The sequence below is a fragment of the Arenimonas sp. MALMAid1274 genome, assembly GCF_049195245.1.
In the GTDB taxonomy this organism is placed as follows: domain Bacteria; phylum Pseudomonadota; class Gammaproteobacteria; order Xanthomonadales; family Xanthomonadaceae; genus Arenimonas.
In genome coordinates, this window is the sequence record NZ_JBMIRR010000027.1 from 589,790 (window position 1) to 612,784 (window position 22,995).

General features: G+C 69.7%; 21 protein-coding genes. 6 read left to right on the top strand and 15 right to left on the bottom strand.

The window, feature by feature from the left end:
- Nucleotides 1-17: 17 nt before the first annotated feature.
- The 14 genes from ACOQFR_RS11300 to ACOQFR_RS11365 form a co-directional block, all read right to left on the bottom strand.
- Complete coding sequence (locus ACOQFR_RS11300; RefSeq protein WP_421381918.1) at nt 18-911, bottom strand: hydroxymethylglutaryl-CoA lyase; 894 nt, start codon at nt 909-911, stop codon at nt 18-20.
- A complete protein-coding gene (locus tag ACOQFR_RS11305; RefSeq protein ID WP_421381920.1) occupies nt 908-1,495 on the bottom strand; it encodes a hypothetical protein in 588 nt (195 codons plus the stop codon). The genes ACOQFR_RS11300 and ACOQFR_RS11305 overlap by 4 nt, the downstream gene beginning before the upstream one ends.
- The gene (locus ACOQFR_RS11310; RefSeq protein ID WP_421381922.1) at nt 1,492-3,492 is read right to left on the bottom strand and encodes an acetyl/propionyl/methylcrotonyl-CoA carboxylase subunit alpha; all 2,001 of its coding nucleotides are present in this window, start codon (nt 3,490-3,492) and stop codon (nt 1,492-1,494) included. The genes ACOQFR_RS11305 and ACOQFR_RS11310 overlap by 4 nt, the downstream gene beginning before the upstream one ends.
- Nucleotides 3,492-3,920: a GxxExxY protein gene (locus tag ACOQFR_RS11315; protein ID WP_421381924.1), complete on the bottom strand. Its 429-nt coding sequence runs from the start codon at nt 3,918-3,920 to the stop codon at nt 3,492-3,494. The genes ACOQFR_RS11310 and ACOQFR_RS11315 overlap by 1 nt, the downstream gene beginning before the upstream one ends.
- A gap of 16 nt (nt 3,921-3,936) precedes the next feature.
- A complete protein-coding gene (locus tag ACOQFR_RS11320; protein ID WP_421381926.1) occupies nt 3,937-4,734 on the bottom strand; it encodes an enoyl-CoA hydratase-related protein in 798 nt (265 codons plus the stop codon).
- 77 nt (nt 4,735-4,811) lie between these two features.
- Nucleotides 4,812-6,299 carry a J domain-containing protein gene (locus tag ACOQFR_RS11325; RefSeq protein WP_421381928.1) on the bottom strand — a complete coding sequence of 496 codons (1,488 nt, stop codon included), beginning with the start codon at nt 6,297-6,299 and terminating at the stop codon, nt 4,812-4,814.
- Nucleotides 6,299-7,990: an Hsp70 family protein gene (locus ACOQFR_RS11330; RefSeq protein ID WP_421381930.1), complete on the bottom strand. Its 1,692-nt coding sequence runs from the start codon at nt 7,988-7,990 to the stop codon at nt 6,299-6,301. Before ACOQFR_RS11330 ends, ACOQFR_RS11325 begins: the two co-directional genes overlap by 1 nt.
- Nucleotides 7,991-8,014: 24 nt before the next feature.
- Nucleotides 8,015-8,518 carry a hypothetical protein gene (locus tag ACOQFR_RS11335; protein ID WP_421381932.1) on the bottom strand — a complete coding sequence of 168 codons (504 nt, stop codon included), beginning with the start codon at nt 8,516-8,518 and terminating at the stop codon, nt 8,015-8,017.
- Nucleotides 8,519-8,521: 3 nt separating this feature from the next.
- Nucleotides 8,522-10,129, bottom strand: a complete 1,608-nt coding sequence (locus ACOQFR_RS11340; protein ID WP_421381934.1) for a carboxyl transferase domain-containing protein — start codon at nt 10,127-10,129, stop codon at nt 8,522-8,524.
- A gap of 125 nt (nt 10,130-10,254) precedes the next feature.
- A complete protein-coding gene (locus ACOQFR_RS11345; protein WP_421381936.1) occupies nt 10,255-10,620 on the bottom strand; it encodes a hypothetical protein in 366 nt (121 codons plus the stop codon).
- Between the two features lie 151 nt (nt 10,621-10,771).
- Complete coding sequence (locus tag ACOQFR_RS11350) at nt 10,772-11,155, bottom strand: hypothetical protein (RefSeq protein WP_421381938.1); 384 nt, start codon at nt 11,153-11,155, stop codon at nt 10,772-10,774.
- Nucleotides 11,156-11,318: 163 nt separating this feature from the next.
- Nucleotides 11,319-12,494 (bottom strand): thiolase family protein, encoded by a 1,176-nt coding sequence (locus ACOQFR_RS11355; protein ID WP_421381940.1) that lies wholly within the window; start codon nt 12,492-12,494, stop codon nt 11,319-11,321.
- Nucleotides 12,495-12,592: 98 nt separating this feature from the next.
- Nucleotides 12,593-13,750, bottom strand: a complete 1,158-nt coding sequence (locus tag ACOQFR_RS11360) for an isovaleryl-CoA dehydrogenase (protein ID WP_421381942.1) — start codon at nt 13,748-13,750, stop codon at nt 12,593-12,595.
- A gap of 136 nt (nt 13,751-13,886) precedes the next feature.
- Nucleotides 13,887-14,987 carry a Glu/Leu/Phe/Val dehydrogenase dimerization domain-containing protein gene (locus ACOQFR_RS11365; RefSeq protein WP_421381944.1) on the bottom strand — a complete coding sequence of 367 codons (1,101 nt, stop codon included), beginning with the start codon at nt 14,985-14,987 and terminating at the stop codon, nt 13,887-13,889.
- 505 nt (nt 14,988-15,492) lie between these two features.
- Between ACOQFR_RS11365 and ACOQFR_RS11370 the strand changes: the two genes are divergently transcribed.
- The 6 genes from ACOQFR_RS11370 (at nt 15,493) to ACOQFR_RS11395 (ending at nt 19,874) form a co-directional block, all read left to right on the top strand.
- Nucleotides 15,493-16,005, top strand: a complete 513-nt coding sequence (locus ACOQFR_RS11370) for a sigma-70 family RNA polymerase sigma factor (protein ID WP_421383283.1) — start codon at nt 15,493-15,495, stop codon at nt 16,003-16,005.
- Nucleotides 16,002-16,481 carry a cupin domain-containing protein gene (locus ACOQFR_RS11375; RefSeq protein WP_421381946.1) on the top strand — a complete coding sequence of 160 codons (480 nt, stop codon included), beginning with the start codon at nt 16,002-16,004 and terminating at the stop codon, nt 16,479-16,481. Before ACOQFR_RS11370 ends, ACOQFR_RS11375 begins: the two co-directional genes overlap by 4 nt.
- Before the next feature lie 94 nt (nt 16,482-16,575).
- Nucleotides 16,576-17,130, top strand: coding sequence for a hypothetical protein (locus ACOQFR_RS11380; protein ID WP_421381948.1), 555 nt, complete (start codon nt 16,576-16,578; stop codon nt 17,128-17,130).
- The gene (locus ACOQFR_RS11385) at nt 17,127-18,026 is read left to right on the top strand and encodes a DUF3034 family protein (RefSeq protein WP_421381950.1); all 900 of its coding nucleotides are present in this window, start codon (nt 17,127-17,129) and stop codon (nt 18,024-18,026) included. Before ACOQFR_RS11380 ends, ACOQFR_RS11385 begins: the two co-directional genes overlap by 4 nt.
- A 19-nt stretch (nt 18,027-18,045) precedes the next feature.
- Nucleotides 18,046-18,645, top strand: a complete 600-nt coding sequence (locus ACOQFR_RS11390) for a group I truncated hemoglobin (protein WP_421381952.1) — start codon at nt 18,046-18,048, stop codon at nt 18,643-18,645.
- Nucleotides 18,646-18,731: 86 nt separating this feature from the next.
- Entirely contained in the window at nt 18,732-19,874 is a 1,143-nt protein-coding gene (locus ACOQFR_RS11395; protein ID WP_421381954.1) for a PilT/PilU family type 4a pilus ATPase, read from the top strand.
- Here the strand turns inward: ACOQFR_RS11395 and ACOQFR_RS11400 are convergent, their stop codons facing one another.
- On the bottom strand, nt 19,875-22,916 hold the full coding sequence (locus ACOQFR_RS11400; protein WP_421381956.1) for a diguanylate cyclase: 3,042 nt from the start codon (nt 22,914-22,916) through the stop codon (nt 19,875-19,877). It lies immediately after the preceding gene.
- Nucleotides 22,917-22,995: the final 79 nt, after the last annotated feature.

A 22,995-nucleotide genomic window follows, 5' to 3' on the forward strand; every position in this document is an offset into this window, starting at 1 on the left:
GCGCCGTGACCGGCCGGTCAGGGGCTGGCGAGGGTGACCTTGCTGCCCGGAATGCGGCCCAGCAGGGCCGACAGCCAGCGCCCGGTGTCCACCAGCGCGGGCAGGTCCACGCCGGTGGGGATGCCCAGGCCCTCGAGCATGAAGACCACGTCCTCGCTGGCAACGTTGCCGCTGGCTCCGGGTGCGTACGGGCAGCCGCCGGTCCCGGACACGGCCGAGTCCACCACCGCCACGCCTACCTCCAGGCAGGCCAGGATGTTGGCCAGGGCCTGGCCGCGGGTGTCGTGGAAGTGGATGGCCAGTGCCGCCATCGGCACCTCGGCCGCGACCGCGCGCAGCATGGCGCGGGCCTTGCCCGGCGTGCCGATGCCGATGGTGTCGCCCAGCGAGACTTCGTAGCAGCCGGCCGCGTGCAGGCGGCGCGCCACCCGCACCACGTCGGCCAGCGGCACCTCGCCCTGGTAGGGGCAGCCGAGCACGGTGGATACGTAGCCGCGCACGCGCACGCCGTCCGCCGCGGCACGCTCGAGCACCGGCAGGAAGCGCTCGATGCTCTCGTCGATGGAGGCGTTGATGTTCTTGCGGTTGAAGGCTTCCGACGCGGCGGTGAACACCGCCACTTCCTCGACACCCACCGCGCGGGCGCGCTCGTAGCCCTGCAGGTTCGGCACCAGCGCCGGATAGGCGATCCCGGGCCGGCGCGTGATGCCGGCATACACTTCAGCCGCGTCCGCCAGCTGCGGCACCCATTTCGGGCTGACGAAGCTGGTGGCCTCGATGCTGCGCAGGCCGGTCGCCGACAGCCGGTCGATCAGTTCGATCTTGGCGGCGGCCGGGATCATCGTCTTTTCGTTCTGCAGCCCGTCGCGCGGGCCCACCTCGACGATGCGGACGGCGGACGGCTGGCTCACCGTGCGGTCTCCGTGGCACGCCGGAACTGTGCGGGCTCGGCCTTGAAGAAACCGGGCCGGTCCAGCACGGCCGGGTCGGCCTCGCCGGTAAGGCGGTTGAACAGCCGACTGTCGCGCGAGATCACTTCGCCGGTGAGCTCGTTGTCGATGATCGCGTGGGCGATGAGCTTGTCGTCGGTGGTCCACAGTGACAGCACCCCGCCTTCGATGGCATAGCGCATCAGGTAGACGTCGCCGGCGGGCGGCACGTGCGCCTCCTCGAAGCGGGTATGCACCCAGCGCGCGTCCACCCAGGCGTAGCGGTGGCTGCCGTGGCGGCCCACGTGTGCCTGCACGCCGTCGCCGCGCTTGAGCCCTTCGGGCTTGCGCTCGTCCACGTGCAGCCGGCAGCGTGCATCGATGCGCAGGATGACCTCACCCACGTCCTCGGGGTCCTCGTCCTGCGACAGCCAGGTGCCGGCCAGCGCGGGGTCGCAGCCGGCATCGGCCACCGGTGCCGCCCGGAAGGTGGTGCCCTGGCAGGCGCACAGCAGCAGGGCGACCAGTGCGGCCGCAGGCAGTCGCAGGGGCGTGGCAGGGTTCATGGCGTCTCCAGTCGGATCAGCACCGCATCGGCATCGACGAAATCGCCGGCCACCGCCTGCACCGCCGATACCTTGCCGGCGCGTGGCGAACGCAGGCTCAGCTCCATCTTCATCGCTTCCATCACCAGCAGCTCCTCGCCCTCGGCCACGTCCTGGCCCGGCACGGCCTTCACCAGCACGATGCGCCCGGGCATCGGGGCATTCAAGCGGTCGCCGCGGGTGGCGCTGGCACCTTCGGCGAAGCGGTAGGCCGGCACGCGGCTGAGCCGGATGCGGCGCTCGCCGTCGTGCACGGTCACGGTGTCGGCATCGGCGCGGGCGCGCATGCGGTGCTGCTGGCCGTCCACTTCGGCCACCAGCCGGCCGGCGACCGCGGCGGCGCGGGCCAGGCGGGTTTCGATGCCGGCATCGAGCAGGCGGTAATGGCCGCCGCTGCCCTGGGCATGCAGTTCGATGCGCTCGCTGCCGTGGGTGAAGTGCAGCAGGCGTTCACCCGCGTGGCCCAGGCGCCAGCCGTCGGCGATGGCCCAGGGCGAATGCGGATCGGGGCTGGTCGTGGCCTGGTCGAGCGTGGCGGCTTCGTCATGCAGCAGGCAGGCGGCCGCCGCCATGGCCAGGTGCGCGTCGGGCAGGCCCTCGTCGCGCGGCAGCACTTCGTCCAGGTGGCGGTCCAGATAGGCGGTGTGGATGCTGCCTTCGACCACGCGCGGGTGGCGCACCAGCTTTTCGAGGAAATCGATGTTTGACTTGGGGCCGACGATCTCGCAGTCGGCCAGGGCCTCGCGCAGGCGCGCCAGCGCGCGCGGGCGGTCCAGGTCCCAGACGATCAGCTTTGCGATCATGGGGTCGTAGAAGATGGTGACGGTGTCGCCTTCCACCACCCCCGCGTCCACCCGCACGTGTGCCGACGGTTCCGGCAGGCGCAGCACCTCGAGCCGGCCCGAGCCGGGCAGGAAACCCTGGGCCGGGTCTTCGGCATACAGCCGCACCTCGATCGCGTGGCCATGCTGCCGCACGTCTTCCTGGCGCTGGGGCAGTGCTTCGCCCGCCGCCACGCGCAGCTGCCACTCGACCAGGTCCAGCCCGGTGACCATCTCGGTGACCGGATGCTCGACCTGCAGCCGCGTGTTGATCTCCATGAAGTAGAAATCGCCGTCGGTGCCGACGATGAATTCGACCGTGCCGGCGTTGACGTAGTCGATGGCGCGCGCGGCCTCGACTGCCGCCGCACCCATCTGCGCGCGCAGCGCGGGCGTCAGGAAGGGCGAGGGCGATTCCTCGACCACCTTCTGGTAGCGGCGCTGGGCCGAGCACTCGCGCTCGTTGAGGTGGATCAGGTTGCCGTGCGCGTCGCCGAAGACCTGGATCTCGATGTGGCGCGGCTCGCCGATGTAGCGCTCCAGCAGCACGCGGTCGCGGCCGAAGGCGCTGGCCGCCTCGCGCTGGCACGACTCCAGCGCCGCGGCGAACGCGCCGGACTCGCGCACGATGCGCATGCCCTTGCCGCCGCCGCCGTGCGCGGCCTTGATCATCAGCGGATAACCGATGCGGTCGCCCTCGGCCTGCAGCAGCGCCGGCGACTGATCCTCGCCGGTGTAGCCGGGCACCACCGGCACGCCGCGCGCGTCCATCAGCTGCTTGGCGCCGGCCTTGCTGCCCATCTTGCGCATGGACGCCGCCCTCGGCCCGATGAACACCAGCCCCGCGGCCTCGACCGCCTCGGCGAAGTCGGCATTCTCCGACAGGAAGCCGTAGCCCGGATGGATGGCCTGCGCGCCGGATTTCTTGGCGACCTCGATGATGGCGTCGCCACGCAGGTAGCTGTCCTGCGGCCGCGGCCCACCGATCGGCCAGGCTTCGTCAGCCAGCCGCGCATGCTGGGCCGTGGCATCGGCCTCGGAGTACACCGCCACGGTGCGCACGCCCAGCTTGCGGCAGGTGCGGATGACCCGGCAGGCAATCTCGCCACGATTCGCTATCAATACTTTAGTGAACATTATTTTTTGGCCACGGATTTGCGCGGATGGTCACGGATAGAGCGGTCGGAAAGGATGCGGCGTTTAAACTGGGGCCGGGGGCCAAAATTCAGCAGCAGGCCCACCACCAGTCCCGATGCCTTCAGGTAGTTGATCAGCTGGGCATCGTGACCCGGTGCCAGGGTGGAAGCGGCCTTGATTTCGACCATCATCCTGCCTTCAACCAGTAAGTCCGCCCGGTATTCGCCGACGACACGGCCACGGTATCGCACTTGAATGCCTGCCTGTTGAACTACCGCCAAACCGGCCTCCCTCAGCGCAATCGCCATGGAGTTCTCGTACACGGATTCCAGAAACCCCGGCCCAAGCTCGTTGTACACATCGAAAAACGCGCCAATGACCGCATCCGACAATGCCCCTTCGACCAATCCGCCCTTATCCGCGTCCATCCGCGAAAATCCGTGGCTAAACCCAGGAAGGCGCGCGTTTGGCGAGGAAGGCGGTGAGGCCTTCCTGGCCTTCGGGGGAGACGCGCAGGCGGGCGATGAGGGCGGCGTTGTGTTGGTCGGTGAGTTCGGCCGATTCACGGGTCATGCCCGACATGCGCAGGGCCAGCTGCTTGGCTTCGCGCTGGGCCAGCGGGCCGCCCTTGGCCCAGAAGTGCAGGGCGCGGTCCACGGCGGCATCGAGGTCCTGCGACGGCACCACCGCGTGCAGCAGGCCGATGTCGCGGGCTTCGGGCGCCTCGATGACTTCGGCACCGGTGAACAGGCGGCGCGCGTGGCGGCCGCCGATCGCCGCGACCACGTACGGCGAGATCACCGCGGGCACCAGGCCCAGCTTCACTTCCGACAGCGAGAACTTGGCGCCCTCGGCGCCGATGGCGTAGTCGCAGCAGGCGACCAGGCCCACGCCGCCGCCGTAGGCCGAGCCGTTGACGCGGGCCAGGGTCGGCTTGGAAAGGAAGTTGAGCGTGCGCATCAGCCGCGCCAGGCGCAGAGAGTCATCGCGGTTTTCGGTTTCGCTGGCCAGCGCCATGCGCTGCATCCAGCCCAGGTCGGCGCCGGCCGAGAAGGTGCTGCCCTCGCCGGTGAGCACCACGGCGCGCACGGCGTCTTCGGTGTCCAGGCGCTCGAGCGCGTCGGTGAGTTCGGCGATCAGGGTGTCGTCGAAGGCGTTGTGGGTCTGGGGCCGGTCCAGCGTGAGGCGGGCCACCCCGGTGCGGGGGTCGAACTGCTGGCGCAGGCGCGGGGCGTCGCTCATGGCGGGGCGGATCCTGGGGGCATGCGGTGGGTGGCCGGATTATCGGCCATGCGGGGACCGAGGGCGACCGTGCCGACTCACCGCAGCAGCCAGCCGACCAACACCGCCGTCGCGGCGAGGGCGCCGACGATCGCGACCACGCGGCCCTGCGACATCCAGGATTCGCCGTACACCACGTGCTCGATCGGCAGGTCCTGCCGCATTGCCTGCAGGCGGTCCACGCCGATCACGATGGCGGTGGCGCCGGCCAGGCCCAGCAGCATCGGCGAGAACGGCGAATCGAACAGGTCCAGCGTGTTGAGCAGCAGGTCGGCCGCGCCCAGCAGCAGGCCCACCACGTAGCCGGTCTGCAGCCGCGCCACCGTGACGACGCGGCTCAGGCCCACCACCGCCAGGATGTAGACGATCGAACGTGGGACGCCCGGCGCCAGCAGGTCCAGCGACAGGGCCGCTAGCACCAGCAGCACCGCGCTGCCCTCGCGCACCAGGTGCCCGTGGCCGCGGCGCTCGATGCCCCCGCGCAGCCACGAGTACACGCTCACGCCCAGCTGCCAGCCGGTGAACACCACGCCCAGCACCAGGCCCGCCTCGATGATCTCGAAGGCGAGGGTGCCGTTGCTGGCGTACAGCAGGCCCAAAGCCAGCGCGGTGTAGACCACCGTGCGGATCCAGGTCAGGGCCAGGCGCGCGAGGTTGGTGCGCTGGCGATCGGCCAGGCGCGCCGACAGCGAGGACAGGCCAGGGTTGACCAGGGGCGCGCTGGCGCCCTCGGTCAGCTGGTCCAGTTCAAGCACGCGCGCATGCACGCGGCTGGGCATGCCCGGCAGCAGCATCAGCGCCAGGCTGCGCGGGCCCAGGCCCTGCCGCATCAGTTCCCGGTCGATCAGCTGTTCGAAGTAGCGCGGCGGCGCACTGCCGGGGCTGCGCGGCAGCTCGCCAGCCTGCACCTGGGCGCGGGTGCGGGCGATGGTGCGGCAGGCGTCCACCTGTTCCACCAGCCACCAGTCGCGCGGGCCCAGGGACTGGATGGCGAAGAAGTCGGCGATCACGTCCAGCGTGTCCAGCGGCGGCAGCGGTTCACGGTCGGTGACGGCCGACACGACTTCCACGGTGATCGCGGATTTCAGGCCGATCGAATACAGCGCGGGCTCGGCCTGCAGCCAGGCCAGCACCTGGTCGGCCGGGGCGCGGTCGATCTGGGCGAACAGCCGGTCGAGGAAGGCGGAGAGGTCGAACTCTTCCGGCTCGTCCGCGGGCTCGCGTTGTCCGGCCTGTTCCGCCGCATCGGGGTCATCGGATCCTTCCGGCGTCGCGCGCGCGTGCCCGGCAAGGTCTTGCGCGACCGGGGAGGGAGCGTCGTCTTGATCCTCTGCGCCTTCCTCGGCCTCCACGGTTTCCCATTGACGTCGCCGCACCTGGGCCAGGCAGGCCTGGTAGGCCTCGTTGAGGCGCTGGAAGGCCACCGGGTCGTCGTCGGGCCGGTTCTGCTTCAGCAGGCGGGCATAGGCGCGGCGCACGGCCAGTTCGTCGGCGTCCGGCGCCAGGCCCAGGTGGCGGAAGGGCATCAGCGCACCTGCGATTCGAACTGGTCCAGGGCCTCGCCCAGTTCCTGGCGGTGCTGCTCGATCAGCTTGAGGTCCTGGCTTTCCAGCGTGGCCATGAAGCGGGCCAGCCAGTCCTGCAGCATCTGCCGGGCGTTGCCGATGTGTTCCTCGTACAGGCGCTCGAGCCGGGCGATGATGGCGATGTTGGGCTGCTGGTCGCGCGGGTGCACCTTCAGCGCCGACAGCGACTTGAGCCGCTCGCGGATTTCCTCCGGGCTCATCGCGCCCGGGCTGTTCTGCAGGATCAGTTCGTGGCGGGTGCCGGCGGCCACCACCAGCGCCTCGACCTGCAGCACGCCGTTGATGTCGTAGGTGAAGCGCACGTCCACCGGATTGTCTTCTGCCTTCTTGCGCGGCAGCGGCAGGGTGAGTTCGCCCAGGCGCACGTTGTTGGCCACGCGCGGGCTCTCGCCCTGGAATACCTCCAGCTTCAGGTCGGTCTGCCAGTCCTGCGCCGGCCAGAAGCGCTCGACCCGGCTGACCGGCACCGTCGAGTTGCGCTCGATCAGCGGCGAGAAGTGGCCCGAGGTGCGACGGCCTTCCTCGCCGCGCGAGGTGGCGATGCCCAGCGTGTACGGGCAGACGTCGGTCAAAACGATCTCTTCCAGCGACTGGTTGCGCGCCTTCATGCCGGCCGCCACCGCGGCGCCCAGCGCGATCGCCTGGTCGGGATTGATGTGGCGCAGCGGCAGCTTGCCCAGCATGCGCGCCGCCAGGCGCGAGACCAGGGGCATGCGCGAGGCGCCGCCAACCAGAACCACTTCATCCAGTCGGGTTGGATCGATGCGCGCGTCGCGCAATGCGCGTTCGATCGGCTGGCGCAGCCGCTGCACAAGGGGTTCGACCAGGCGCGCGAAACGCGTTTCGTCGACCTTCCAGCTCACGTCCTTGTCACCGATGCGCATCTCGACGGTGGCTTCGGCCTGGCTGCTTAGCTGCTGCTTGGCGCGCTCCATGCGCGCGGCCAGCTGGGCCTGTTCGCGCGGTGCGAGGTCGGACAGGCGAAGCTGGTTGGCCTCGCAGAAATCGCGAACGAGTTCGGTCACGAAATCCTCGCCGCCCAGGTAGTTGTCGCCGGCGGTCGCGTGCACCTGCATCACGCCATCGAAGGCTTCCAGGATCGAGACGTCGAAGGTGCCGCCGCCCAGGTCGAACACCAGGAAAGTGGAGTTGTCCTTGCGCTCCTGCAGTCCGTAGGCCAGCGCCGCCGCGGTGGGCTCGTTGATGAGGCGCTCGACCTTGAGGCCGGCGAGTTCGCCCGCGACACGCGTCGCTTTGCGCTGCGAATCGCTGAAGTAGGCCGGCACGCTGATCACCGCCTCGGTCACCGGTTCGCCCAAGTGCGACTCGGCGTCCTCGACCAGCTGGCGCAGCACCAGCGCCGACAGCTCCTCGGGCCGGAACGCTTTCCGCCCCAGCGTGATGGTGCGCTCGGCGCCCATGTAGCGCTTGAACGCGGCGGTGGCGCTGCCCGGATGCGTGGACAGCCGGTCGCGGGCGGCGCTGCCCACCAGCACGCGCTCCTGCACGTCCAGGCCCACCACCGACGGGGTCAGGAAATCGCCCAGGGCGTTGGGAATCAGGACCGGGCCCTCGGGCCCGTAGTAGCCGATGAGGGAGTGGGTGGTGCCGAGGTCGATGCCGACGATCATGCGATGAGATTCTTACCGTGAGGGCTAGTTCGGGTCGTCTGTCTGGGCCGCGTCGCGTCCCGAAACAGGCAGGCGTTTTCCAGTTTCCTTCCCGCTGCGCAGGTCGAGCAATCGCAACGCCGCGGGCTCCGTGACCAAGGCTTTCAGCGCAGGAAATTGACGTTTTCCAATCCTTCTATCGCAGGCCTTGAGCAAGTCCGGCAGGCCCCAGCCGCTCCAGTCCGGCGTCCAGTTGAGCAATTGGTCGCGCGGCAACTGCAGGTACTCCGCAGCGAGTTCCACCAGCCAGCCTGGGCTTCGCCGGGCCGAATATCCGATGTCGGCGTCATCGCCTGGGTGGCGATCACGTGGAACCGCCCAAATCGTGTCTTTGCCTTGCGTGATCCAGAACTTGCAAGCGGCGTCGCCTTCCCAAGGTGTCTGGATGGCTTCCTGCCGATAGGCAGTGAAACGAAACCTCAACTTCAGCGAAGGATCCGGAAGATCACGGAGTCGGCGTTCAAGTTTGCTCCACGGATGCGATGCCATCGCCTACATCCGGAACACGCCGAAGCGGCTCTTCTCGATCGGGGCATTGAGGCTGGCCGACAGCGCCAGGCCCAGCACGCGGCGGGTGTCGGCCGGGTCGATGATGCCGTCGTCCCAGAGGCGTGCCGTGGCGTAGTAGGGATGGCCCTGGCGCTCGTACTGGTCGCGGATGGGAGCCTTGAACGCGGCCTCCTCGTCGGCGCTCCAGGTCTTGCCGGCGGCTTCGATGCCGTCGCGCTTCACGGTGGCCAGCACGCTGGCCGCCTGTTCGCCGCCCATCACGCTGATGCGCGCGTTGGGCCAGGTCCACAGGAAGCGGGCGCCGTAGGCGCGTCCGCACATGGCGTAGTTGCCGGCGCCGAAGCTGCCGCCGATCACCACCGTGAACTTGGGCACGTGCGAACAGGCCACGGCCGTCACCATCTTGGCGCCGTCCTTGGCGATGCCGGCGTTTTCGTATTTCTTGCCGACCATGAAGCCGGTGATGTTCTGCAGGAACACCAGCGGGATGTCGCGCTGGTTGCACAGCTCGATGAAGTGCGCGCCCTTGAGCGCGCTTTCGGCGAACAGGATGCCGTTGTTGGCGACGATGCCGACCGGGTAGCCGTGGATGTGCGCGAAGCCGCAGACCAGGGTCTTGCCGTAGCGCGCCTTGAATTCCTGGAACTCGCTGCCGTCCACGACCCGGGCGATGACCTCGCGGATGTCGAAGGGCTTGCGCGTGTCCCTGGGGATGACGCCGTAGAGTTCTTCGGCCGCGTAGCGCGGCTCGCTGGGCGCCTGCACCGCCACCGGCAGCGCCTTGCGGCGGTTGAGGTGGCGCACGATGTCGCGGGCGATCTGCAGCGCGTGCAGGTCGTTCTCGGCATAGTGGTCGGCCACGCCTGACACTGCGGTGTGCACGTCGGCGCCGCCCAGCGACTCGGCGTCCACCACTTCGCCGGTGGCCGCCTTCACCAGCGGCGGGCCGCCGAGGAAGATGGTGCCCTGGTCCTTGACGATGATGGACTCGTCGCACATCGCCGGCACGTAGGCGCCGCCGGCGGTGCAGCTGCCCATCACCACGGCGATCTGCGGGATGTTCATCGCGCTCAGGCGCGCCTGGTTGTAGAAGATGCGGCCGAAGTGCTCCTTGTCGGGGAACACCTCGTCCTGCAGCGGCAGGAAGGCGCCGCCCGAATCCACCAGGTACACGCAGGGCAGGTGGTTTTCCATCGCCACTTCCTGCGCGCGCAGGTGCTTCTTCACCGTCATCGGGAAATAGGTGCCGCCCTTCACGGTGGCGTCGTTGGCCACCACCACCACTTCCTGGCCGTGCACGCGGCCGATGCCGGTGATCACGCCGGCGGCCGGCGCGGCGTCGTCGTACATGCCGCCGGCAGCCATCGCCGACAGCTCAAGGAAGGGTGAGCCCGGGTCGAGCAGCGCGCTGATGCGGTCGCGCGGCAGCAGCTTGCCGCGCTCGGTGTGCTTGCGGCGGGCGCTGTCGCCGCCGCCCAGGGCCACCTTCGCCAGCTGGGCCTCGAAGTCGGCGACGGCGGCGCGCAGTTGCGCGGCGTTGTCCTGGAACTCCGGGGCGCGGGGATCGATCTGGCTGGTGAGGATGGGCATGCGCGGCCGCTCTGGGGAAACCGGGTCGAGTTTACGGGGCGCGGCGGACCGAGCCTAGCGCCGCCCGGACGAAAAAAAACCGCCGGCGCGGGCCGGCGGTTTCGTGCAGGGCGTGGCGGGCGCGATTATTCCTCGCCCTTGGCCGCTTCCTCGTCGGTGGTGACGGCTTCGTCCACGGCTTCGGCAGTGTCGTCCACGGCCTGCTCGGTGGCATCGGCGATGGCCGCGCCTGCGGTCTCGGCGTTGGCGGCGGCGTTGTCGAGCGCTGCATCCGTGGCCACGGCGGCGTCGTCGATCGCGGCGCCGGCGGTCTCGGCGGCCTGGCCGAGGTCTTCGGCGGCGGCTTCGGTGGCGGCGCCGGCGGCTTCGGCGGTTTCAACGGCGGCGTTTTCGATGGCGTCGCCGGCTTCGGCGGCCTGCTGCTCCGACTGCGGGCTGCAGGCGGCCAGGCCGAGGACGATCAGGGCGAGCGCGAGGGGCTTGAGGGTCATCGTTTTTCCTTGGCGGGGTCACGCCCCGGGGAATCCGGGGCCGCGCCGAGGATAACGGGACGCGGCCACGCTTGCATCCCGAGCGCCGGCCAAAAGAAAACGGGCGCGACTTGCGTCGCGCCCGTTCACTTGCAGCCTGTTGCCGGGGCGATTACTCGCCGTCGGCAGCGTCAGCCGCTTCTTCGGCCGTGTCAGCGGCGTCTTCGGCCACGTCGGCAGCGGCGTCGGCCATGTCGGCGGCGGCGTCGGCAGCTTCCTCGGTGCCGGTGGCAACCGCGTCAGCGGCAGCGTCGGCAGCGTCGGTGGCAACTTCGGCAGCGTCCGCAGCAACGTCGGCCGAGGCCTCGGCAGCGTCGGCAGCGACTTCGGTCGCGGCGTCGGTGGCAGTGGCAGCAGCGTCGGCAGCCTCGGTGGCGGCAGCATCGGCAGCAGCAGCGGCATCGGTAGCCGCGTCGGCCGCCTGCTCAGCCTGGTTCGAGCAGGCCGCCAGGGCCAGGCCCAGGGCCATGGCGAGCAGGGTCTTGTTCAGGGACATGGGTTGTTTCCTCGTCTAGACGTTTTTAATAGCAGAACGTGCGCCAGTCGGCGCACGTGGTGAAAATCATGTCAGGAACTGGCTAGGAGTCAAGCAGAACCCAGCATTAACGGAAAAATAGTTTTTCCGGCCCGGCCGGCCGGAGGGGGCCGGCCGGTCCGTTTCAGGCCAGTTCGATGGCGATGGCCGTGGCCTCGCCGCCGCCGATGCAGAGGGCGGCGACCCCCTTTTTGCCGCCTTTGCGGCGCAGGGCGTGGATCAGGGTGACCACCAGGCGGGCGCCCGAGGCGCCGATGGGGTGGCCCAAGGCGCAGGCGCCGCCGTGCACGTTGAGGCGGTCGTGGGGTACGCCCAGCTCCTTGATCGGGGCCATGGCAACGGCCGCGAAGGCCTCGTTGACCTCGAACAGGTCCACGTCGCCCACCGACCAGCCGGCCTTGGCAAGCACCGCCTGGATGGCGCCGATCGGGGCGGTGGTGAACCATTCCGGGGCCTGGGCGAAGCTGGCGTGGGCCACGATGCTGGCCAGCGGCGCCAGGCCCTGGGCCTTGGCGGCGTCCTCGGACAGCAGCACCACGGCCGCGGCGCCGTCGTTGATGCTCGAGGAGCTGGCGGCGGTAATCGTGCCGTCCTTGGCGAAGGCCGGACGCAGGCTGGGGATCTTGGCGATGTCGCAGCGACCGGGCTGTTCGTCGGTGTCCACCACCACGTCGCCCTTGCGGCCGGCGACGGTGACCGGCGCGATCTCGTCCTTGAACGCGCCCTCGGCCTGCGCGGCTACCGCGCGGCGCACGGACTCGGCGGCGAAGGCGTCCTGGTCTTCCCGGGTGAAGCCGTACTTGCCCGAGCACAGCTCGCCGAACACGCCCATGGCTTTCTTGTCGTAGGGATTGGTCAGGCCATCCCAGGCCATGTGGTCCAGCATTTCGGTGCTGCCGTACTTGATGCCGGTGCGCGAGCCCATCAGCAGGTGCGGGGCATTGGTCATCGACTCCATGCCGCCGGCCACCACGACTTCGGCCGAACCGGCCTTGATCAGGTCATGGCCCAGCATGATGGCCTTCATGCCCGAGCCGCAGACCTTGTTGATGGTGGTGCAGGCCGCCGAGGTCGGCAGGCCGGCGCCCAGGGCCGCCTGGCGGGCCGGGGCCTGTCCCAGGCCGGCGGGCAGCACGCAGCCCATGATCACTTCCGACACCTGGGCGGCGTCCACGCCCGACTGCGCCATCGCGGCCTGGATGGCCGTGGCGCCCAGCTGGGTGGCCGGCACGCCGGTGAACTGGCCCAGCAGGGCTCCGAGGGCAGTGCGCTTGGCACCGACGATGACGACCTTGGACATGGGGACTCCGGGGTGGGAAAGGGATGGGTGGATTATGGGGGCGGGGCGGGGGATCGGAAGGGGCGGGGCCGACGGCGTTGGCGGGAATCGCCCTGCCTTCAGCCGCGTTCCTCGAACAGCTCGCGCCCGATCAGCATGCGGCGGATTTCATTCGTGCCCGCGCCGATCGCGTACAGCTTGGCGTCGCGCAGGATGCGTCCGGTCGCGTACTCGTTGATGTAGCCATTGCCGCCCAGGGCCTGGATGCCTTCCAGCGCGACCTGCACGGCGCACTCGCTGGCGTGCAGCAGGCAGCTGGCGGAATCCACGCGGCTGGCGTGGCCGGCGTCGAAGTCGCGCGCCACCTGGTAGGCGAAGGCGCGGCTGGACTGCAGCGCCGTGTACATGTCGGCGATCTTGCCCTGCATCAGGCCGAAGGTGCCGATGGCCTGGTCGAACTGCCGGCGCTCGCGCACGTAGGGCAGGGCAATGTCGAGTGCGGCCTGCATCAGGCCGATCGGGCCGCCGGTGAGCACCAGGCGCTCGGTGTTCAGCCCGCTCATCAGCACCTTGACGCCCTGGTGTACCTGGCCCAGCACGTTGGCGGCGGGGATCTCGCAGTTCTCGAACACCAGCTCGCAGGTGTTGGAGCCGCGCATGCCGAGCTTGTCGAGCTTCTGGGCGGTGCTGAAGCCCTTCATGCCCTTCTCGACCAGGAAGGCGGTCATGCAGCGGCTGCCGGCGTCCTTGCCGGCGGTGCGCATGTAGACGATCAGCACGTCGGCCTCGGGGCCGTTGGTGATCCACATCTTGTTGCCGTTGGCGATCCAGGTGTCGCCGCGCAGTTCCGCGCGGCAGCTCATCGAGCCCACCACGTCCGAGCCGGCGCCCGGTTCGCTCATCGCCAGGGCGCCCTTCCACTCGCCGCTGCACAACCTGGGCAGGTAGTGCTGCCGCTGCGCGTCGGTGCCGTTGGCGTAGAGGTTGGCCACGCACAGGTTGCTATGCGCGCCGTAGCTCAGGCCGACCGATCCGGACGCGCGGGAGATTTCCTCCATCGCCACCAGATGGGCCAGGTAGCCCATCTCGCTGCCGCCGAATTCGCCGGGCACGGTGATGCCCAGCAGGCCCAGTTCGCCCAGCTTGGTCCACAGGTCGGCCGGGAACAGGTTGTCATGATCGATTTGCGCAGCCCGCGGCGCGATCTCGGTCTCGGCGAACCGCCGCACGGCGTCCCGAAGGGCATCAAGATCTTCACCAAGGGGAAAAGTGCGCATGGGAATCCAATCCGGGGTCAGAGTGCATTTATATTCGCGCCCACTGCTCCAGGGAGTCGGTGGGCGGACGGCAGCCAAGTGTCCGGGGCAGGGCGTGAAGATAAACGCACTCTGACCCCGGACTTGCCGGAGTGGGTCAGTTGCCGCGGCGGCCCTGGAAGCGGGGGGCGGGGGCGCCCAGGTGCGGCAGGCGCAGCTTGCCGATGGCGGTGATGCGCTCTTCGGCCATGCGGTCGGCGGCCTGGTTGGTCGGGATGCCGTCGCGCTTGGCGATCTCGAAGATGCGGCCCAGGTTGTAGTAGATGGTGCGCATCATGCGCATCGCGCGCTCGCGGTTGTAGCCGTCGATCTCCAGCGACACGTTCATCAGGCCACCCGCGTTCACCGCGTAGTCGGGCGCGTACAGGATGCCCTTGGCGGCCACTTCCAGGCCCATCTGGTCGTTGGCCAGCTGGTTGTTGGCGGCGCCACAGATGACCTTGCACTTCAGGCGCGGCAGCGTCTTCTCGTTCACCGTGCCGCCCAGCGCGGTCGGCGAATAGACGTCGGCGTCCACGTCGTAGATGTCGTCCAGGGCCACGGCTTCGCAGCCGAACTCGTCCACGGCGCGCTGCACCGAATCCTTGTTGATGTCGGTGACGAACACCTTGGCGCCGCGCTCGCGCAGCAGCTTCACGAACTCCATGCCCACGTGGCCCACGCCCTGCACGGCGTAGGAGTAGTTGCCCACGTCCTCGTTGCCGAACTTGACCTGCAGCGCGGCCATCAGGCCCTGCAGCGTGCCGTAGGCGGTGAACGGCGACGGATCGCCCGAGCCGCCGTGCACCTGGTGCACGCCGGTGACGAACTCCGTCTCGCGCAGCACGTATTCCATGTCGTTGACGTCGATGCCCACGTCCTCGGCCGTGATGTAGCGGCCGCCCAGCGAGTTGACGAAGCGGCCGAAGGCGCGGAACAGCGCCTCGGACTTGTCCTTGTTCGGGTCGCCCCAGATCACCGCCTTGCCACCGCCCAGGTTCAGGCCCGACACCGCCGCCTTGTAGGTCATGCCGCGGCTCAGGCGCAGCACGTCGTTCAGCGCTTCGGCCTCGCTGGCATAGGGCCACATGCGGGTGCCGCCCAGCGCGGGGCCGAGCACGGTGTTGTGGATCGCGATGATGGCCTTCAGGCCCGCGTCCTTGTTGTGGCAGAACACCACTTCCTCATGGCCCGAGGTGGAGATGGTTTCGAAGATCATGGAAGGCTCCGGTACGGCGGACAGCGCCGGCCTGCGCGACTGCAGGCGTGCACCGTTACTTCAGGAAGTGTCCGCAAGTAATTGAATTTAAATGGGCTGTCCCGGGACAGAACGGGTGTTCCGGCCGATAGGCGCGCCGTAGTGTAAAGCAATCGCTCTAAAGGCGACCGGGCCCCGGGACATACGCCGCGGTAGGGCCCTGTCCGGCCCCGGAGCCGTGCTGCGTTCCTTTGAAGGCTTGGTGGTTTTGTCTCTCCCCGGAAAGCCGCCAGCCTCCAACCCTAGAGCAGGGTTTCTTGGGGCGACCGCCACGCGGTCGCCCTCTTTTTTGGTGCGGCCTTCACGCCGTCTCCCGCGCCGGTATCGGCTAATCACGCATCCCTGACGCCGGCGCTCCGTCCTGTCCATCGCCTCGCCCGAACTGAGCCGCGCCCCCGTCGAGGCGCCCGATGAAGCGGCCCTGGTCGCGCTGATCGGCCGCATCCGCTTCGGCGACGCCGAGGCGCTGGGTACGCTGTACGACCTCGCGCTGGGCCGCGTCTACGCGGTCGCGCTGCGGGTACTGCGCCAGCCACAGGACGCCGAGGAAGTGGTGGGCGACGTGTTCCTGCAGGTCTGGGACAAGGCGGTGAGCTACTGCCCCGAGCGCGGCGCGGTGATGGCATGGCTGCTGACCCTGGCCTGGAGTCGATCGGTGGACCGCCTGCGGCGCCAGCGCCGGCAGCGCCTGGAATCGCCGCTGCATCCGGAAGGCCAGGAAGCCGCGTATACGCCGGGTGAAGACGATCCCGCGGACCTGATCATCGACCGGCTCAGCCAGGTGCAGGCCCTGGAGCGCGCGTATGGCGCGCTCACGCCCATCCAGCGCACGGTGCTTGAGCTCGCCTATCGGGAGGACCTGTCGCAGCCCGAGATCGCGCAGCGCACCGGTCTGCCGCTGGGCACCGTGAAGTCGCATGCCCGCCGCGGCCTGGCCGCCCTGCGCAGCGCCCTGCCGGCCGGGACGGAGTCGCCATGAGCGCCTTCATTCCCGAGAACGACGAGCTGCTGGCGGCCGTGCTGGGCCTGGTGCCGCCGCAGCTGCCGCCGCCCGACCAGGCCGCGGCCCTGCGCGAACGCGTGCTGGCGGAGGCCCGCCGCGTGCGCACCCGCGTGATCCGCGCCGACGAGGGCGAATGGAAGCCCTTCGTGCCCGGCATCCGCATCAAGACCCTGCGGCGTGACGAGGCGGACGGTACCCAGACCAGCCTGTGGCGGATCGAGCCCGGCGCGTCGGTGCCGCCGCATCCGCACACGCGTGAGGAAGAGTGCCTGGTGCTGGAGGGTTCGGTCATCCACGACGAGATCGAATATTTCCCCGGCGACTTCCTGCTGGCGCCCCCGGGCGAGCGGCACAAGCCCTTCCTGGCCCCGCGCGGCGCGCTGCTGATGATCCGCAGCGAGCTGATCCCCGACCCGGAGAAGCTGCGCAAGCTGGCCCAGTCGGGGTCCTGATCGATTGCTGCATCCGGGCGCCCTCGAGCCCGCGTAGTCCAACCTGCACGCGGGTGGCGTGCTGCTCGTCCTTGCCGAGGCTCCCATGAAATCAATGCCCTTACTGCTCCTGCTGGCGGCGGCGTCTCCGCTTGCGCTGGCGGCAACCCCGGTTGCGCCGGCGCGTGCCGGGACCGCCAGCACGACAGCGCCCGCGCCCGCCGCGCGCCGGCTGTCTCCTTCCGAAATCGCGGCCGCCAGTCCGGTGCCGATCTGGCGTCGCAACGGCGTGCTGGTCGAGTTCGGCGGGCGTGCGCTGTACACCTTCACCGACGACAAGCCGGGGCAGAGCGCCTGCGATTCGCGCTGCGAAGCGCTGTGGCCGCCGCACTACGCCGAGCCCGACGCCAAGCCGGTCGGCCCCTTCACGCTGGCCCGCAGCTCCGATGGCCGGCCGATGTGGGCCTGGCAGGGCCAGCCCCTGTATCGCTGGGTCTCGGACCGCCGGCGCGGCTCGGCCGGCGGCGACGGTGTGGCCGACAAATGGTTCTTGGTGAAGGTGCCCGCGACCCTGGAATCGCAGGTCACCGCCTACTACCCCATGCCGATGCGCCGTCCGGCGCCGCGGCCCACGCCGTCCGCGGCCCAACCCTCAGGTAATCGTCCATGAGTTCGTACCGCATCTCCCTTCTCTGCACCGCCCTGGTGCTGGCCGCGGCCAGCGGCGCCGCCCGGGCCCAGGACGCCGAAGACGACGACGGCTTCCAGACCCGCGGCAAGCTGCTGCTCACCGGCGGCGTCAGCCAGGTCGAGGGCGCGGCGGGCGGTGGCCTCACGCCCTGGGCCGTGATCGGCGGCTACGGCACGCGCGACCAGATCGGCGCCAATGCCTACTACACCAAGGTGAACCTGGACGATTACCACCTCGACAGCTACGGCGTGCTGGTGGGCCTATACGACCGCGTCGAGCTGAGCTTCTCGCGCCAGAAGTTCGACACCGAGGCGGTGGGCGGGGCACTGGGACTGGGCAACGGCTTCACCTTCACCCAGGACACGATCGGCGTGAAGGTGAAGGTGGCCGGCGACGCGGTGCTGGAGCAGGACAGCTGGCTGCCGCAGATCGCGGTCGGCGCGCAGTTCAAGAAGAACGACCAGGCGGCCGTGCTGGCCTTCGTCGGTGCGCGCGACGACAGCGGCGTGGACTACTACGTCAGCGCGACCAAGCTTTACCTGGCGCAGAGCCTGCTGCTCAACGGCACGGTGCGCTTCACCAAGGCCAACCAGTTCGGCATCCTGGGCTTCGGCGGTGACCGCAACGACAGCTACCGGGCACAGTTCGAAGGCTCGGCGGCCTACCTGGTCAACCGCAACCTGGCCATCGGCGCCGAGTACCGCACCAAGCCCGACAACCTGGGCATCGCCGACGAGGACGATGCCTGGGACGTGTTCGTGGCCTGGGCGCCGGCCAAGAACGTGTCGCTCACCGTGGCCTATGTGGACCTGGGCAACATCGTCATCCGCGACGACCAGCGGGGCGTGTATGCGTCTTTGCAGGTCGGCTTCTGAGTCCCCTGGAGAATTCACGATGAACTTGATCAAACCCCTGGGCCTGGCCCTGGTGCTGGCGTTCGCGCCGGCGGTATATGCGCAGGATGCGGTGCCGGCCGACGAGCAGGCGATGCTGGACGAGGAGGCGCGTCTGGACGCCGAGGAAGCCGCGATTGCGGCCGAGGAAGCGCGGCTGGATGCGGAGGAGGGCGGCAACGTGGCGGCCGAGCCGATGGCCAGCGATCCGACCGCGCCGAACCCGGCGCCGGCGCATCCCGAGCTGCGGCCGGTGCTGGACCAGTTCGGCGGCGAGGCCGGGCTGACCGCGCTGATGGAGACCTTCATGACCGGCCTGCTGGCCGACGAGCGCACCGCCAGCTTCTTCGCCAACTCCGACCAGGTGCGGGTGAAGCGCCAGCTGGTCGAACAGTTCTGCGTCATCCTGGGCGGCGACTGCACCTACACCGGCCGCGACATGCGCAGCTCGCACGCCGGCCTGGGCATCGACCGCAGCCACCTCAACGCCCTCATCGAAGTGCTGCAGGTGGCCATGAACGAGCACGACATCCCGTTCCGCGCCCAGAACAAGCTGCTCGCCAAGCTGGCCCCCATGCACCGCGAAATCGTCACCGAATGACCCGCCGCCGTACCATCCGATCGGTGGCGTGAAAACCTGAAAACATACCGGGTACGCTACCTGGTATGTTTTCTTTGGAGGTGGGGATGGGGCCGGGGCTGGATGCTTATTTGCGGGTGATGGTGGATGAGGAGGCTTCGGACCTCTTCCTCAGCGTGGGCGCGCCGGCGTGCATGAAGGTGGCCGGGCGCATCCGCCGGCTCAGCGAGCAGCTGCTGACGGCCGAGCACGTGGCCGCGATGGCGCACGCCGCGATGAACGAGCGCGAACGCGCCGAGTTCGAGGCCGAGTGGGAGATGAACCTGGGCCTGAGCCGCCCCGGCATCGGCCGCTTCCGCCTCAACATCTACCGCCAGCGCGGCGAAGTGGCGATGGTGGTGCGCTACATCACCGCCGATATCCCGCGCCTGGACGACCTGGGCCTGCCGCCGGTTCTGCGCGAGCTGGTGATGCTGCCGCGCGGCCTGGTGCTGGTGGTCGGCGCCACCGGCGCCGGCAAGTCCACCACCCTGGCCGCGATGATCGACCACCGCAACCGCAGCCGCACCGACCACATCCTCACCATCGAGGAACCGATCGAATACGTGCACCAGCACCGCCTGAGCGTGGTCGACCAGCGCGAGGTTGGCCTGGACACCAAGAGCTACGCCAACGCATTGAAAAACGCCATGCGCGAAGCCCCCGACGTGATCATGATCGGCGAGATCCGCGACCGCGAAACCATGCAGGCCGCGATGGCCTACGCCGAAACCGGCCACCTGTGCCTGTCCACCCTGCATGCCAACAACGCCAACCAGACCCTGGACCGCATCGTGAACTTCTTCCCCGAGTCCGCCCGCGCCCAGCTGCTGTCGGACCTGGCCCAGAACCTGCGCGCGGTGGTCAGCCAGCGGCTGCTGCCGGCGGTGCAGGGCGGTCGCGTGCCGGCGGTGGAAGTGCTCACTTCCACGCCCTACGTGCGCGGCCTGATCGAGAAGGGCGAAGTGACCGGCCTGAAGGAGGCCATGCGCCAGGGCGCCGCCGCCGGCATGCAGACTTTCGACGACGCCATGTTCAAGCTGCACGCCGAAGGCAAGGTGTCCTACGCCGACATCATGGAGCACGCCGACTCGCGCACCGACCTGGCCCTGCGCGTTCGCCTGCAGGGCGGCACCGAGGGCCTGGACCGCGGCCTGCAGCTGGACGCGCTGCCCGAGCCACCGACGCCGCCGCCCGGCCGCAAGGCCTGATCACTCCAGCGTTTCGGCCGCTTCCACCCGGTTCTTTCCCGACTGCTTGGCGCGATACAGCGCCGCATCCGCCGCGGCCACCAGCAGGTCGGGCGACAGCCCCGCGCGCGGCACGATCGCCGCCACGCCGATGCTGACCGTCACGGTGCCCAGCCTTGAGCCCGGATGCGGCAGGTCGGTATGCAGCACCGCCTGCCGCACGCGCTCGGCCACGGCCATCGCATCGGCCAGGTCCAGTCCGGGCAGGACCATGCCGAACTCCTCCCCGCCGTAGCGCCCCGCGGTGTCGTGCGGCTTGCGCAGCTCGGCCTCGACCCGGCGCGCGACCACGCGAAGCGCCTCGTCACCGGCAAGGTGTCCCTTGTGGTCGTTGTAGGCCTTGAACTCGTCCAGGTCGAACAGCGCGAAGGCCACCGGCGTGCCGCGCGCCAGCCCGATGGTCCACTCCGCCTGCAGGCGCTCCAGCAGCCGGCGCCGATTGGCCAGCTCGGTCAGCGCATCGAAGTAGGACAGCCGCGTCAGCTCCTCGTTGGCGCGGCGCAGCTCGATGCCGCGGCTTTCCAGCTCATCGGTGCGTTGCCGCACCAGGTCCACCAGCTCGGTCTCGCGCGCGTGCAGGTGCCGCTCGCGCAGGCGGATCAGGCCCCACAGCGCCAGCAGCAGCATTACCGCGTAGATCGCCAGCGCCGGTCCGCTGCGCCAGGCCGGCAGCGGGATGCGGAAGGCCAGCACCAGCGGCGGGGCTTCGGTGCCGCTGTAGTCGCGGGCCTCGATGGTCAGGCGGTAGTCGCCCGGCGGCAGGCCGGTGTACTGGCGCATCGGCGTGTCGTTCCATTCGCCGGGCGCGGGTTCCAGGCCTTCGAGCCAGCTGCGGTAGCGATTGAGGCCTTCGCGCTGGCCGCTGAGCAGCGCGAATTCCACCAGCAGGCTGCGCGTGCCCACCGGCAGCACCACCGGTTGGCCGGCGAAGTCTTCACCCCAGTCCTGCTCGTCCACCGTCACGCGCTCGAGCTGCAGCGGCGGCGGCACGGGACTGCGCGTGGGCGTGCGCGGCAGGTAGACCGCGGCCCCGCCGATGGTGCCGGCCCAGACCCGGCCCTGCGCATCCACCTCCAGCGCGCCGGCATTGCACTCGTCGTGCGGCAGGCCGTCGCTGCGCTGGAAACGCAGCACGTCGAAGCGCCCGTCGGGCAGCGGCCGCCAGCGCGCGGCGCCGTAGTCGGTGCAAAGGATCAGGTCGCCGGCGCCATCGCGCACGATGCCGTAGGTGTAGGGGTGGGGCGGCTCGGGCAGCACCGGCTCGGTCACCAGGCGCGGCCGCTGCGGGTTGGTGATGTCCACGCGCACGATGCCGTTGGACTGCGAGCCCAGCCACAGCACCTGGCGCCCGCCCGCATCCACCAGCGGCGTGATGTCGAAAAAGCTGTCGTCGGGCAGCCCCTGTTCACGGCCGTAGAAATGCCAGCGGCCGTCGCGCAGCGCGGCCAGGCCGCGACCGATGGTGCTGGCCCACAGCACCGTGTCGGCGCCGCTGCCGGTCTGCAGCAGCGACACCACGCGCATGGGATTGGCCGGGTCCGCGGGATCGAAGTGACGCCAGCGTCCGTCCACGTAATGCGCCACGCCGCCCTGGCGCAGGCCCACCCAGACCTCGTTGCGGCCGACCGGGAGGAGGCTGGCCACCGCCTCGCGCTCGAACTTGCGCCAGGGCGTGGGCAGTTCCTGCAGGCGCTCACCGACCATCCGCACGATGTGGCCGTTCCAGGTGCCGGCCCACAGCTGGCCCTCGGCGCTGCCGTCGGGCACGCGGGCCAGGCTGCGAACGGTCGGGCTGGGCAGGCCGTCGGCCTGGGTCCAGTAGCGCCAGCCGTCACCGTCGAATCGCGCCAGGCCTTCGCCGTCGCTGCCCAGCCACAGGCGTTCGCTGCCGTCCACGCCGGTTTCGAACAGCGTGGCCCAGACGCCGTTGCCGCGCCGGCCCAGCTGGCTCACGGTGCGCCAGTTGCCCTCCAGTCGCAGGCGCGCGGCGCCGGAGTCGGTGCCCAGCCACATCTGCGGCCGGCCCTGCGCATCGCTGCCCAGGGCCAGAGCGCGGGTGCGCGTGCCGGCCAGGCGCGACAGATACTCCAGCGATTCCCAACGGCTGCCGCGCAGCCGCGCCGCGCCCTCGCGCAGGCCCACCCACACCTGCGGCTGCGGCTGGCCGATGTCCTGCAGCGCCAGCGCGTGCACGTAGTTGCTGGCCAGCGCGCCGTTGTCCTGGTGGAAGCGCTGCCAGCGCCCGTCCTTCAGGCGCGCCACGCCGCCCCCGTAGCTGCCGATCCAGACGCTGTGGCCCTGTTCGGCCTCGGCCCAGGTGGCCACGCTGGAGACCTCGAAGAAACGCGGGCCGTCCACGTCGGGCACCACCGGCTCGCAGTCGCCCTCGCGCGGGCAGCGGTACAAGCCCTGTCCGAAGCTGGCCACCCACAGCGCTTCGTTGCGCCCGGGTTCCAGCGCCACGTCGAAAATCTCGACGCCGGCGAGCAGGGCGGGCAGGGGACGCGCCACCCAGCGGCCCTCCACCCACTCGTGCACGCCGCCGACCGTGGTGGCGAACAGGCGGTAGCCGCCGGCGTCGACGAAGCGGCGCAGCCGAAGGGCGTGGGTCGCGCCCAGGCCATCGCCGATCTCGCGCCAGACGCCGCCTTCAAGCACGAACACGCCCGTGCCGGTGATCGACACCCACACCCGGCCATCGGGCGTCACCACCACGTCGCGCACGGTGCCGCCGAGTTTTCCATCCGGCCCCGCAATGGGCAGCATGCGCACGCCGTTGAAGCGCGCCAAGCCGCGCATCGTGCCCACCCACACGTGGCCGTCGGGCGCGGGGGCCACGGTGGTCACCGTGGGGTCGGGCAGGCCATTGCCTTCGTCGAAGAGGTTGGCGGGCAGGTGGCCGATCTGGTCCACGTCAATGCGCGAGGCATGCGCCACCGGCCCCGCGCCCAGGCCCAGGGCGATCAGGCAAAACGCAAACGCAATCCCCCGGCCATACCGCATGCACACCCCCCTTGCGCGACTATAGCCGAAGGTTCAGGCGCCGATGTCGATGATTCCTTGACCTCATTTCCTTTAGGAT

Excerpts from the sequence above, each read along its gene's own strand:
- ACOQFR_RS11305 (WP_421381920.1), bottom strand. The coding sequence starts at position 1,495 with ATGAACCCTGCCACGCCCCTGCGACTGCCTGCGGCCGCACTGGTCGCC.
- ACOQFR_RS11310 (WP_421381922.1), bottom strand. The coding sequence starts at position 3,492 with ATGTTCACTAAAGTATTGATAGCGAATCGTGGCGAGATTGCCTGCCGG.
- ACOQFR_RS11315 (WP_421381924.1), bottom strand. The coding sequence starts at position 3,920 with ATGGACGCGGATAAGGGCGGATTGGTCGAAGGGGCATTGTCGGATGCG.
- ACOQFR_RS11320 (WP_421381926.1), bottom strand. The coding sequence starts at position 4,734 with ATGAGCGACGCCCCGCGCCTGCGCCAGCAGTTCGACCCCCGCACCGGG.
- ACOQFR_RS11325 (WP_421381928.1), bottom strand. The coding sequence starts at position 6,299 with ATGCCCTTCCGCCACCTGGGCCTGGCGCCGGACGCCGACGAACTGGCC.
- ACOQFR_RS11330 (WP_421381930.1), bottom strand. The coding sequence starts at position 7,990 with ATGATCGTCGGCATCGACCTCGGCACCACCCACTCCCTCATCGGCTAC.
- ACOQFR_RS11335 (WP_421381932.1), bottom strand. The coding sequence starts at position 8,518 with ATGGCATCGCATCCGTGGAGCAAACTTGAACGCCGACTCCGTGATCTT.
- ACOQFR_RS11340 (WP_421381934.1), bottom strand. The coding sequence starts at position 10,129 with ATGCCCATCCTCACCAGCCAGATCGATCCCCGCGCCCCGGAGTTCCAG.
- ACOQFR_RS11345 (WP_421381936.1), bottom strand. The coding sequence starts at position 10,620 with ATGACCCTCAAGCCCCTCGCGCTCGCCCTGATCGTCCTCGGCCTGGCC.
- ACOQFR_RS11350 (WP_421381938.1), bottom strand. The coding sequence starts at position 11,155 with ATGTCCCTGAACAAGACCCTGCTCGCCATGGCCCTGGGCCTGGCCCTG.
- ACOQFR_RS11355 (WP_421381940.1), bottom strand. The coding sequence starts at position 12,494 with ATGTCCAAGGTCGTCATCGTCGGTGCCAAGCGCACTGCCCTCGGAGCC.
- ACOQFR_RS11360 (WP_421381942.1), bottom strand. The coding sequence starts at position 13,750 with ATGCGCACTTTTCCCCTTGGTGAAGATCTTGATGCCCTTCGGGACGCC.
- ACOQFR_RS11365 (WP_421381944.1), bottom strand. The coding sequence starts at position 14,987 with ATGATCTTCGAAACCATCTCCACCTCGGGCCATGAGGAAGTGGTGTTC.
- ACOQFR_RS11375 (WP_421381946.1), top strand. The coding sequence starts at position 16,002 with ATGAGCGCCTTCATTCCCGAGAACGACGAGCTGCTGGCGGCCGTGCTG.
- ACOQFR_RS11380 (WP_421381948.1), top strand. The coding sequence starts at position 16,576 with ATGCCCTTACTGCTCCTGCTGGCGGCGGCGTCTCCGCTTGCGCTGGCG.
- ACOQFR_RS11385 (WP_421381950.1), top strand. The coding sequence starts at position 17,127 with ATGAGTTCGTACCGCATCTCCCTTCTCTGCACCGCCCTGGTGCTGGCC.
- ACOQFR_RS11390 (WP_421381952.1), top strand. The coding sequence starts at position 18,046 with ATGAACTTGATCAAACCCCTGGGCCTGGCCCTGGTGCTGGCGTTCGCG.
- ACOQFR_RS11395 (WP_421381954.1), top strand. The coding sequence starts at position 18,732 with ATGGGGCCGGGGCTGGATGCTTATTTGCGGGTGATGGTGGATGAGGAG.
- ACOQFR_RS11400 (WP_421381956.1), bottom strand. The coding sequence starts at position 22,916 with ATGCGGTATGGCCGGGGGATTGCGTTTGCGTTTTGCCTGATCGCCCTG.